Raw genomic sequence first — 11,899 nt, forward strand, 5'->3', positions numbered from 1 at the left:
GTCCTGCCGCCGGCCACGCCCGCGGCCCCGGCCGCACCCGCCGCCCCGGCCGCGCCCGCCGCCGTCCCGCCCACCAAGCCCAATGGGGGGAACTGAGCCATGCGCCTCGCCCGCATCCCCGTCGCCGCCGTCCTCGTCCTGCTCGGCCTGGTCCTCCAGGTCAGCGTCCTCGGCCGGCTCCAACTGCCCGGCGCCACCCCCGACGTGCTGCTGCTCGTGGTGGTCGGCCTCGCCCTGGTGTACGGACCCACCGGCGGCTGCGTCGTCGGCTTCGCCGCCGGACTGCTCGCCGACCTCGCCCCGCCCTCCGATCACGCCATCGGCCGCTACGCCCTGGTGCTCTGCCTGATGGGGTACGCGGCCGGGCTGCTGCGCCCCGAGCACGGCCGCCAGCGCTCGGTGACCAGCGCCCTGGTGGTGGTCGCCGGCGCCGCGATCGCCTCCACCCTGCTGTACGCGATGGTCGGCGCCCTGGTCGGCGACACCGCCGCCCGCCACGTCGGTCTCGGCAACCTGGTGCTCAGCGCCCTGCTGTACGACCTGCTGCTCGCGCCCTTCGTGGTGCCGCTGGTGATGTGGGTCGGCCGGCGCTTCGGCAAGGGCCCGGTGGAGGCGGCCGAGGGCGGCGACGACGGCGGCTCCGGCCTCGGCACGCTGGCCCGCTACCGCACCACCCGGGAGGCGTCGGCCGGCCCGACGTACCGCAAGCGGCGCGGCCTCGGCCTCGCCAAGCGCCCGTAGCGGCACCCCGGCGACGGGCGCGCCCCCGGCCCGTACCCCCTGACAACCCGCAACCCCCGCACCCTGGAGCGCGCGAGACGTGAGCAACATCCCCGAGACCGGCCGTACCCGGCGGGTGACGATCCGTCTGGTGGTGCTGCAGATCCTGGTGCTGTCGCTGCTCGCCACCCTCGGCGGGCGGCTGTGGTACCTGCAGATCCGCAGCGGCAACGAGTACACCGCGAAGGCGACCGGCAACCACATCCGCGAGGTGGTGGAGCCGGCCGTGCGCGGCGAGATCCTGGACGCCTCCGGCCGCATCCTGGCCGGCAACGAGACCAAACTGGTGGTCTCCGTCAGCCGGACCTCCCTGATGCAGCAGAAGGACAAGGGCAAGGCGGTGCTGACCCGGCTCGCCGAGGTGCTCGGCATGCCGGCCAAGGACGTCCAGGAGAAGGTCCGGCTCTGCGACCCCAAGACGCCGCAGCCCTGCTGGAACGGCTCGCCCTACCAGCCGATCCCGGTCACCAAGGAGGCGACCACCCAGCAGGCGATGCAGATAATGGAACGCCGCGAGGACTTCCCCGGCGTCACCGCCCAGCCCACCGCCGTGCGCCACTACACCGGCGCCGAGGGCGCCAACGCGGCGCAGGTGCTCGGCTACCTCTCGCCGGTCACCGACGAGGAGGTCTCCAAGACCGCCGACAAGACCGGCCTGGAGCGCTACCTGCCGGCCGACCAGATCGGCCGGGCCGGCCTGGAGTCGGTGTACGACCGCGACCTGCGCGGCACCACCGGCGTCACCAAGCTGGAGGTGGACAACCTCGGCCGGGTCATCGGCACCGCCGGCGCCGTCCCCCCGCAGGCCGGCAACAACCTGGTGACCAGCATCGACGCCAAGGTCCAGAAGGTCGTCGAGGACAACCTCAAGCAGGCCATGGAGGACGCCCGCAAGACCTGGGACAAGAACACCAGGCGCAACTACGAGGCCGACTCCGGCGCCGCCGTGGTGATGGACGTGAAGACCGGCCGGATCATCGCGATGGCCAGCGCGCCCAACTACGACCCCAACATCTGGCAGGGCGGCATCTCCGGCAAGGACTACCAGGGGCTGACCAGCAAGGAGTCCAACTACCCGCTGCTGAACCGCGCCATACAGGGTCAGTCCGCCCCCGGCTCCACCTTCAAGGTGGTCTCCACCGCCGCCGCCGCGCAGGCCGGCTACGCGCTCAACGGCAACTACCCCTGCCCGTCGAGCCTGACCATCGGTGGCCGCGAGTTCAAGAACTTCGAGAGCCAGGGCCACGGCTCGATCACGCTGGCCCGGGCACTGGAGGTCTCCTGCGACACGGTCTTCTACGGCCTCGCCTACGACCAGTGGATGGCCGACGGCGGCATCAAGCCCAAGAAGGACGCCAAGGACTGGTTCTACAAGACCGCCCACCAGTTCGGCCTGGGCACCAAGACCGGCGTCGACCTTCCCGCCGAGGCCCCCGGCCGGGTGCCGGACCGGCAGTGGAAGCAGTCCTTCTACGACGCCAACAAGGACGCCTGGTGCAAGCAGGCGGAGAAGGGCGGCAAGGAGTACGCCGACCTGATCGCCAAGGAGAACTGCGTCGACGGCTACGTGCTGCGCGCCGGTGACGCCGTCAACTACGCGATCGGCCAGGGCGACACCCTCGTCACCCCGCTCCAGATGGCCCGCATCTACTCGGCGCTGGCCAACGGCGGCACGCTCTGGCGGCCCACCATCGGCAAGGCCGTGGTGAGCCCCAGCGGCGAGCTGATCCGCGAGATCGCCCCGCACGAGGACGGCAAGCTGCCGATCGACGCCAAGTCGCTGCAGTACATCGACCAGGCCACCGAGGGCGTCGTCTCCACCGGTACCGCCGCCTGGAAGTTCACCGGCGTCGGCTGGCCGCAGGGCAAGATCGAGCTGCACGCCAAGACCGGCACCGCGGAGGTCGAGGGCAAGCAGACCACCTCGTACCTGACCACCTACAGCCGCGACTACGCGGTCGTGATGACGATAAGCCAGGGTGGCACCGGCTCCGGCGGCTCGGGTGACTCGATCCGCCGGATCTACCAGGCGCTGTACGGCGTCGACGACAAGGGCAACATCGACGGCGGCAAGGCGCTGCTGCCCAAGCCGCAGGCCGAGCTGCCGAAATTCAACCCGGACGGCACCGCGGTCATCAAGCCGGCCGCGTTCACCGGCGACCCGGGCGTCGACGGCTCCGCGCCGCGGGTGTTCCTGGACCCCGCGCAGCCGGTCGGCGACCTGACCGTCCTCATCGCGGCCGACGCCGCGCTGGAGCCCAACCGGGGCACCGGAAGGAGCCGGGCATGAGCACCTACGGCTCGTACCGCCAGCTGCGGCTCGCACCGCAGCGCAGCGGGGTCTCCAAGGCGCTGGCCAAGGACTCCCCGATCTGGCGGATGGACTGGATACTGCTGCTCGCCGCGCTGGTCCTGTCGCTGGGCAGCTCGCTGCTGGTCTGGTCGGCGACCCGGGGCCGGGACAACCTGACCCACGGCGACCCGCAGTACTTCCTGTACCGGCACCTGACCAACCTGATGATCGGGCTGGTGCTGTGCGCGGTGGTGATCGCCATAGGGAACCGGCGCTTCCGCACGGTGGTGCCGTTCCTCTACATCGCCGTGATCCTGATGCTGGGGGTCACCCTCAGCCCGCTCGGCTCGACCATCAACGGGCAGCACTCCTGGATCCAGTTCGGCGGCGGCTTCTCCATCCAGCCGGCCGAGTTCGCCAAGCTTGCGATCGTGCTCGGCATGGCCGTGGTGCTCTCCGCACAGGTGGACGCGGGGGAGCGGGAGTTCCCGCCGCACCGGGCGGTGATGCGGGCCCTGGTCTGGGCGACCCTGCCGATGGCCGTCGTGATGCTGATGCCGGACGCCGGCTCGGTCATGGTGATGGCCGTCATCGTGCTCGGCATCCTGCTGGCCTCCGGCGCGGCCAACCGCTGGGTGTTCGGGCTGATCCTGGCGGGCATCGGCGGCTGCGTCGCGATCTGGAAGCTCGGGGTGCTCAGCAAGTACCAGATCGACCGCTTCGCGGCCTTCGCCAACCCGGCGCTGGACCCCTCCGGCGTCGGCTACAACACCGCGCAGGCCCGGATCGCGATCGGCTCCGGCGGGCTCACCGGCAAGGGCCTCTTCCAGGGCACCCAGACCACCGGCCAGTTCGTGCCGGAGCAGCAGACCGACTTCGTCTTCACGGTCGCCGGCGAGGAACTCGGCTTCGTGGGAGCGATGGCGATAATCCTGCTGCTCGGCGTGGTGCTCTGGCGGGCCTGCCGGATCGCCCGGCACGCCACCGACCTGTACGGCACCGTCGTCGCCGCCGGGATCGTGGCCTGGTTCGCCTTCCAGGCCTTCGAGAACATCGGGATGTGCCTGGGCATCATGCCGGTCGCCGGCATCCCGCTGCCCTTCGTCTCGTACGGAGGATCGTCGATGTTCGCCGTCTGGGTGGCCGTCGGGCTGCTCCAGGCGGTCCGCGGCCAGCGGCCGATAGCGGCCTGAGCCCTCCCGTCGGGGCCGGTCCGGGGCGTGATCCCGGGCCGGCCCCGACGCGTCGCCGGGACGGCTCAGCGCAGCACGCGGTCCGCGGCGGCCAGGGCGGCCCGCGTCTGATGGCCCACCTGCGCGTCCACCGGCACCCACCGGACACCCAGCCGGCGCAGACCCGCCAGGCACTCCTCGACCACCGCGCCGGCCCGCGCCCGGGCGGCGTCCGCGGCCGGACCGCCCGCGTCCGCCAACAGCCGCAGCAGCATCGCCGCCACCCGCAGCGGGATCCGCTCGGCGCCGATCCGCGCCGTGGTGACCCGGGCGACCGACAGCGGCTGCTCGCGCCAGTCGGCGGCCATCTCCTCCGCGAGCGCCGGACACACCCCCAGGATGAACTCGGCGGAGCGCAGCAACGGCCCGTACGCCGCACGCGCGTGCCGGGGCACGTCCGGCAGCAGCTCGGCCAGCGTCCGGCCGCGCCGCAGCAACAGCGCCGCGGCCTCCTCGACCGCCGGGCCCACCGCCGGGTGCGGACGGCCGTCGGCTACCTCGTCCACCGCCCACATCGGGGCCTCCAGCACCGCCGTCACCCCGCCGTACCGGCCGGCGTACGACCAGGTGGAATCCTCCGGCCGGTCCGGCAGCGCCTCCCGGCCGCCACCGGCGCCCGGCATCACGTACGTGCCCGGCGCGGGGCTCGCCCAGCCCAGCGCGTCGAAGGAGTCCACGTCCAACGGGATGCCCGCGGCGGCCGCGGAACGGGCGAACGGCCCGGCCAGACCCGATACCGGCCGGGTGAGCTGGACGAACGCGCCGCCGAAGTCCACCCCGTGCAGCGAGCAGTGCAGCACCGGCCGCAGCTCGTCGATCAGGCCCAGCACCGCCAGGCTCTCCGGCATCGGCTCCCGCCCCGACCCCGGCGGCGGCAGCAGCTCCGGCTGCTCCTCGAAGGCCGGCCGGAAGAAGTGCCGGTAGTGCCGCTCCAGGGTCAACGGACCCTTCAACCAACCCTCGTTCAGGGCCGCGCCGTCCGGGTCCAGACAGAGCAGCAGGTGCCAGGACACCCCCGGGCGGGGGTCGTGCTCCAGCACCCGGCCCGCCGTCCGCAGCGCCGCGGCCACGCCCACCGGCTCGTTCGGGTGCGGGCCGCCGACCGCCAGCACCGCCTGCTCGCCCCGGTCGACGGAGAGCAGGGTCAGCGGGCGCCCGGCCCGGGAACGCCCCACCTCACGCAGCCGGCACCGGCCGGGATGGCGCAGCACCAGCCGCTCGGCGGCGGCCACGGCCTGGGCGGGCGTCGGATAGCGGGCGGTGTGGCGGCGCGGCGGCGGGACGGACCCGGCCGGCCGCAGCCGGTGGCCGGTGTCGCTCATGACACTCCTGCGTCCGGGGGCCGCGGCGGGCCGGTCTGCCCGCCCACGGCCGCAACCGGGCCGGGGTGACCGGCCCGGCCGTGCGGTCAGTTGCCGATGGAGTTGCTGGCGGTGGTGGTCTCCTTCTTCTCCAACCGGCGGATCACGATCGCGGCGGGCCGCGTCAGGGGGGTCTCCTCCTGCTCGCGGGCCTCGGCGGGGAGGCCGGCGACGGTGCGGTCGTGCATGGTCAACTCCCTTGATTCGTGGGCGTACAGGGATTTCTGACGGTGCCTTGCCAGTACCGCACGGGCCGTCGGAGCATGTCAACCGTCGCAGCTACCGAGACGTCAGGAGGTGTTCACGTGGCAGGCTGGATGCGCTTACCCCGGGTCAAGCCGGAACACGCGGCCTACCGCACGACCGCGGGCCGGGTACGGATCGGCGGAGTGGTGCACGGCATCGGCGCCGAGATCGACGACCCCGGCGGCTGGGTCTGGACCCTGGTCGGACTGCTGGACGGCACCCGCGGCCCCGCCGAGGCGGTCGCCGCCACCGTACGGCGCCACCCGGACACCGGGCCCGCCGCCGTCGCCACCGCCCTCGACCAACTCGGCGACGCCGGCTTCCTGGAGGACGCCGGCGCACCGCCGCCCGCCCTCACCCGGCGCGAACAGGAGCGCTACAGCCGGGGCGCCGGCCTCTACCGCTGGCTGGACACCACCCCCCGCGCCGACCGCTGGGACGCCCAACTGCGGCTGCGCGCCGCCCGGGTCCTGGTCCTCGGCCTCGGCGGCACCGGCACCACCCTCGCCACCGCGCTCGCCGCCTCCGGCGTCGGCGCCCTGCACTGCGTCGACTTCGACACCGTCGAACTCTCCAACCTCAACCGGCAGTCGCTCTACACCGAGGCCGACCTCGGCCGCTCCAAGACCGCCGCCGCGGTCACCCGGCTGAGCGCCCTCAACTCCGACATCACCGTCACCGGCGAGGAACTGCGCGTCGACGGCGAGGACGACCTGCTCACCCTCCTCGACCGCGGCCCCCGCCCCGACCTGCTCGCCCTCTGCGCCGACCGGCCCGAACAACTGCGCCGCTGGACCAACCGCGCCTGCCTGGCCACCGGCACCCCCTGGGTGGACGGCGGCTACCGCGGCCCGCTCGCCGTCGCCGGCAGCTACCGGCCCGGCGAGGGCGCCTGCTGGGAATGCCTCCACCTGGCCGGCCGCGAGGAGCGGGACCTCGGACTGCCCCCCGGCCAGGACGAACCCGCCACCCCCCGGATGCCCTGGAACCCGGCCACCGCCGTCACCGCCGCCCTCTCCGGCGCGCTGATGGCCCACGCCGTCGTCGCCCGCCTCACCGGCGTACCGCGCCTGGCCCCCGGCGTCCGCTTCGGCCTCAACCTCGCCCTGCCCGGCGAACCCGTGCACGAGCGGACCGAACCCCGCCCCGACTGCCCCGCGTGCGGGCAGCCGTGAGCGCCCCCGGGGCGACCGTGAGCACCACCACCGCGGCGACCGTCACCGACGGCAGCCGGGTGCGGCTGCACGACCTCGTCATCCGCCCCGACGGCACCGAATGGCTGGTCGGCCGCACCGCCACCGGCGTCGTCGTCGCCCTGCCGGAGACCGGCGTACGGGCCGTCCGGCTGCTCGCCGACGGCCACCGGGTCGACGAGACCGCCCGGGCGCTCGCCGCCGCCGGCCCACCCGTCGACGTCACCGGCTTCGTCCACGAACTCGCCGCACTCGGCTTCGTCCGCACCGTCGACGGCGCCCCCGTCCCGGCCGGGCCCCCGCCCCGCCCCAGCCTCGCCCGGCTACGGCCCCGACACCTGCGCTGGGTGCTCGGCCCGCTGCCGCCCGTCCTGCTCGCCCTGCTGGTGACCGGCGCCACGGCCGCCGCCGTCCGCGAACCGGCCCTGCTGCCCGGCTACCGCGACCTGCTCTGGAACCCCAGCGGCGGACTGGTCCTCGGCAGCGTGCTCGCCGTCTCCTGGCTGCTCGTCCTGCTGCACGAACTCGGCCACCTGCTCGTCGGCCGCGCCCTCGGCCTGCCCGCCCGCCTCGGCCTCGGCACCCGGATGCAGTTCCTGGTCGCCCAGACCGACCTGAGCGGCATCGAACTCGCCCCGCGCCGCCACCGCCTCACCGGCTACCTCGCCGGCATCGCCGTCAACCTCGCGGTCGCCGCCACCGCCCTGCTCGCCGCGGCCGCGTACGGCGCCGACCACCGCCTCCCGCCCGCCCTCGCCCTGCTCTCGCTCGCCCAGATCCCCTTCCAACTGCTGGTCTTCCTGCGCACCGACGTCTACTTCGTCCTCCAGGACCTCACCCACTGCCGCGACCTGCGCGACGACGGCGCCCGCTACCTGCGCCACCTGCTGCGCCGCGCGACCCGGCGCCGGACCACGGGGGACCCGACGGCCGGGCTGCCGGCCGGGGAACGGCGGGCGGTCCGGATCCACGCCGCCGTCCTGGCCGTCGGCACGGCGGCCTCGCTGGCCCTGCTGGCCGCCGTCACCGTCCCCGCCGACCTCGCCCTGATCCGCGCCGCCGCCGGCCGGCTGGGGCCCGGGCACACCTGGCCCGAGCGGCTCGACGCGCTCCTCGTCCTCGTGCTCCTCGCCGGGACCCAGCTGCTGTGGGCCGTCACCCGCCGGCGCGGCCGCCGGGCCCGCCGGCGTCACCCGGGTGGACGCGCGGATTCGGCTACCCTTGAGGGTCACCCCTCTCAGCCGTCGCCCACCACCCCGCGAGCGGGACCGGATGCGCGCGACACCTCATCACGTCGTAAGGGTTCCTAGTACATGACTGTCGAATCGGTCTTCCCACGCCTGGAGGCCCTCCTCCCGCACGTCCAGAAGCCGATCCAGTACGTCGGCGGCGAGCTCAACTCGACCGTCAAGGACTGGGACGCCTGCGACGTCCGCTGGGCGCTGATGTACCCCGACGCCTACGAGGTCGGCCTGCCCAACCAGGGCGTCATGATCCTCTACGAGGTGCTCAACGAGCAGGAGGGCGTCCTCGCCGAGCGCACCTACAGCGTCTGGCCGGACCTGGAGGCGCTGATGCGTGAGCACGGCGTGCCCCAGTTCACCGTGGACGCCCACCGGCCCGTCCGGTCCTTCGACGTCTTCGGGCTCTCCTTCTCCACCGAGCTCGGCTACACCAACATGCTGACCGCGCTCGACCTGGCCGGCATCCCGCTGGACGCCCGCGACCGCGGCGACGACGACCCGATCGTCCTCGCCGGCGGGCACGCCGCGTTCAACCCCGAGCCGATCGCGGACTTCATCGACTGCGCGGTCGTCGGCGACGGCGAGCAGGCCGTCCTCGACATCACCGCCATCGTCCGCGCCTGGAAGGCCGAGGGCCGCCCGGGCGGGCGCGACGAGCTGCTGCTGCGCCTGGCGAGGACCGGCGGGGTGTACGTCCCCAGGTTCTACGACGTCGAGTACCTGGCCGACGGCCGGATCGGGCGCGTCGTGCCGAACGCCCCCGGCGTGCCGTGGCGGGTGTCCAAGCACACCGTCATGGACCTCGACGAGTGGCCCTACCCCAAGCAGCCGCTGGTCCCGCTCGCGGAGACCGTGCACGAGCGGATGTCCGTCGAGATCTTCCGCGGCTGCACCCGCGGCTGCCGCTTCTGCCAGGCCGGCATGATCACGCGCCCCGTGCGGGAGCGAAGCATCACCGGCATCGGCGAGATGGTCGAGCGCGGCCTCAAGGCGACCGGCTTCGAGGAGGTCGGCCTGCTGTCGCTGTCCAGCGCCGACCACACCGAGATCGGTGACATCGCCAAGGGCCTGGCCGACCGCTACACCGAGGACAAGATCGGCCTCTCGCTGCCGTCCACCCGCGTCGACGCCTTCAACATCGACCTCGCCAACGAGCTGAGCCGCAACGGCCGCCGCTCGGGCCTCACCTTCGCCCCCGAGGGCGGCAGCGAGCGCATGCGCAAGGTGATCAACAAGATGGTGTCGGAGGAGGACCTCATCCGCACCGTCGCCACCGCCTACGGCAACGGCTGGCGCCAGGTGAAGCTGTACTTCATGTGCGGCCTGCCCACCGAGACCGACGAGGACGTGCTCCAGATCGGCGAGATGGCGAAGAACGTCATCCAGAAGGGCCGCGAGGTCACCGGCCAGAACGACATCCGCTGCACCGTCTCCATCGGCGGGTTCGTGCCCAAGCCGCACACCCCGTTCCAGTGGGCGCCGCAGCTGTCCGCCGAGGCCACCGACGCCCGCCTGGCCAAGCTGCGCGACTCCATCCGCGGCGACCGCAAGTACGGCAAGAACATCGGCTACCGCTACCACGACGGCAAGCCCGGCATCGTCGAGGGCCTGCTCTCCCGCGGCGACCGCCGGATCGGCGCGGTCATCCGCGCCGTCTACGAGGACGGCGGCCGCTTCGACGGCTGGCGCGAGCACTTCTCGTACGACCGCTGGATGGCCTCCGCCGAGAAGGGCCTCGCCGGCACCGGCGTCGACGTCGACTGGTACACCACCCGCGAGCGCACCTACGAGGAGGTGCTGCCCTGGGACCACCTGGACAGCGGCCTCGACAAGGACTGGCTCTGGGAGGACTGGCAGGACGCCCTGGAGGAGGTCGAGGTCGACGACTGCCGCTGGACCCCGTGCTTCGACTGCGGGGTGTGCCCGCAGCTCGACCTCGACATCCAGATCGGCCCCACCGGCAAGAAGCTGCTGCCGCTGACGGTCGTCAACAAGTAGCGCCGGTTCATCGCGGTCCCCGGCCGGGATTTCCCGGGCGGGGGCCGGTGTGGTCGGGGGGTTGACCAGGGGCGGAGCGAGGGGGGTGCGGGGGCGCGTACCCTTTGAGGTGACAGAGTCCGGACAGTGGCGGGAATCGGCCGCGCCGGACGGGGACAACTGACTAAGGACTGAGCGACCCTGGCACGCCGTACGCCCGACGGTCCGCCGCCCGCGCCGACGGTGCAGCGGATCCGTCTCCGCTACACCAAGCGCGGCCGGCTCCGCTTCACCAGCCACCGCGACTTCCAGCGCGCCTTCGAGCGCGCACTGCGCCGCTCGGCCGTCCCGATGGCCTACTCGGCCGGCTTCACCCCGCACCCCAAGGTGTCGTACGCCAACGCCGCCCCCACCGGGGTGGCGAGCGAGGCGGAGTACCTGGAGATCGGCCTGGCGCAGGCCCGCGACCCGGAACGGCTGCGCGAGCAGCTGGACGAGTCGCTGCCGACCGGCCTGGACATCATCGACGCGGTCGAGGTCCGCACCCCGAACTTCGTGGAGCGCCTGGAGGCCTCCGAGTGGCAGGTGCGGCTGGACGGCGTCGGCCCGGAGGAGGCGGCCCGCGCGGTCGGCGTCTTCCTGGCCGAGGAACGCGTCGAGGTCGAACGCCTGACCAAGAACGGCATCCGGGTCTTCGACGCGCGCGGCGCGGTCGCGGCCCTGGAAATCGTCGAGTCGCAGGTCGACGGTGGTGCGGACACCCCCGCCGAGGGGCCCCGCGATGTTCGGACCGGCCGTCCCTGTGCGATACTGCGCCTGGTAGTACGACACGCCACACCCGCCGTACGACCCGACGACGTATTGTCCGGTCTCCGTGCGACGGCCGACCTGGCGCCGCCGGTCCCCGCAGAGGTGACCAGGCTGGCGCAGGGGCCGCTCGACGAGGAGTCCGGCACGGTGACCGACCCGCTGGCGCTCGACCGCGCCGCGGCCCCCGCCGGCCCTGTGGCGGCCGGCGAGCCGCGCGCAACCGCGTCCGCCTAGCGGGAGGAGAGGCCGGGTCCAGGACCACTGGACCTGATCGCCCTCCGGGCCCCCGCGGCTCCCCAGGGGAGCGAGCGTCGTCGAAGCACAGGCCGGCCTCTTGTGGCCCGCCGACCAGGACGGTCGGCGGGCCCGAGGACCCCGTCCGGGAGCCACCCGGGGTTGGGGGACGGCGCAGCTTGGGAAAACCTCAGAAGACTGGGCGAACCAGAAGACTTTCGACACCCCGCCGAGCGCGGGGCGCCGAGCGAGACTACGAGCCCCTGTGCGGCCTCGCGTCCGCGCGGCGGCACCGTGAAAGGGTTCGGCCCGAGCATCGTCAGCGATGCCGGCCGGCCACCGGTGCCCCGCCGTGCCCGGATGCGGAGCCCGGGGGCCTGACGGGAGATCCACCCGCATGCTCGATAACACCGATCCGCAGCAGAATGCGGCTCCGGACCAGAACGAATCCGCCGTGACCGGCGGCGAGAACGTGTCGGCCGCGCCGCCGCGCCGCCGCCGTCGCGCGGTGTCCCGCCCCGCGGGCACC

9 protein-coding genes are annotated in these 11,899 nt (G+C 73.5%); 7 read left to right on the forward strand and 2 right to left on the reverse strand.

Annotation, left to right across the window (positions count from 1 at the left end; translation table 11 throughout):
- The first annotated feature begins 99 nt into the window (after positions 1-99).
- The 3 genes from mreD to rodA all read left to right on the forward strand — a co-directional run bounded on the left by mreD (position 100) and on the right by rodA (position 4,266).
- Complete coding sequence (mreD, locus tag ACWEQL_RS36800) at positions 100-741, forward strand: rod shape-determining protein MreD (RefSeq protein WP_452154976.1); 642 nt, start codon at positions 100-102, stop codon at positions 739-741.
- 79 nt (positions 742-820) lie between these two features.
- Entirely contained in the window at positions 821-3,070 is a 2,250-nt protein-coding gene (gene mrdA / locus ACWEQL_RS36805) for a penicillin-binding protein 2 (protein ID WP_452154978.1), read from the forward strand.
- Positions 3,067-4,266 (forward strand): rod shape-determining protein RodA, encoded by a 1,200-nt coding sequence (gene rodA / locus ACWEQL_RS36810; protein ID WP_452154980.1) that lies wholly within the window; start codon positions 3,067-3,069, stop codon positions 4,264-4,266. The genes mrdA and rodA overlap by 4 nt, the downstream gene beginning before the upstream one ends.
- A 65-nt stretch (positions 4,267-4,331) precedes the next feature.
- Here rodA and ACWEQL_RS36815 read toward each other — a convergent pair whose 3' ends face one another.
- Together ACWEQL_RS36815 and ACWEQL_RS36820 are read right to left on the reverse strand one after the other, a co-directional pair.
- Complete coding sequence (locus tag ACWEQL_RS36815) at positions 4,332-5,627, reverse strand: M14 family zinc carboxypeptidase (protein WP_452154982.1); 1,296 nt, start codon at positions 5,625-5,627, stop codon at positions 4,332-4,334.
- A gap of 86 nt (positions 5,628-5,713) precedes the next feature.
- Positions 5,714-5,854 (reverse strand): hypothetical protein, encoded by a 141-nt coding sequence (locus ACWEQL_RS36820; protein WP_452154984.1) that lies wholly within the window; start codon positions 5,852-5,854, stop codon positions 5,714-5,716.
- Between the two features lie 117 nt (positions 5,855-5,971).
- Between ACWEQL_RS36820 and ACWEQL_RS36825 the strand changes: the two genes are divergently transcribed.
- From ACWEQL_RS36825 to ACWEQL_RS36840, 4 genes are all read left to right on the forward strand, one after another.
- Positions 5,972-7,087, forward strand: coding sequence for a HesA/MoeB/ThiF family protein (locus ACWEQL_RS36825; RefSeq protein WP_452154986.1), 1,116 nt, complete (start codon positions 5,972-5,974; stop codon positions 7,085-7,087).
- A gap of 17 nt (positions 7,088-7,104) precedes the next feature.
- Positions 7,105-8,415 (forward strand): hypothetical protein, encoded by a 1,311-nt coding sequence (locus ACWEQL_RS36830; protein WP_452154988.1) that lies wholly within the window; start codon positions 7,105-7,107, stop codon positions 8,413-8,415.
- Positions 8,416-8,418: 3 nt separating this feature from the next.
- A complete protein-coding gene (locus tag ACWEQL_RS36835) occupies positions 8,419-10,347 on the forward strand; it encodes a TIGR03960 family B12-binding radical SAM protein (RefSeq protein WP_452154990.1) in 1,929 nt (642 codons plus the stop codon).
- A 222-nt stretch (positions 10,348-10,569) separates the two neighbouring features.
- Positions 10,570-11,370, forward strand: a complete 801-nt coding sequence (locus ACWEQL_RS36840) for a TIGR03936 family radical SAM-associated protein (protein ID WP_452154992.1) — start codon at positions 10,570-10,572, stop codon at positions 11,368-11,370.
- The last annotated feature ends 529 nt before the right edge of the window (positions 11,371-11,899 follow it).

The organism is Kitasatospora sp. NPDC004240, from assembly GCF_053603215.1.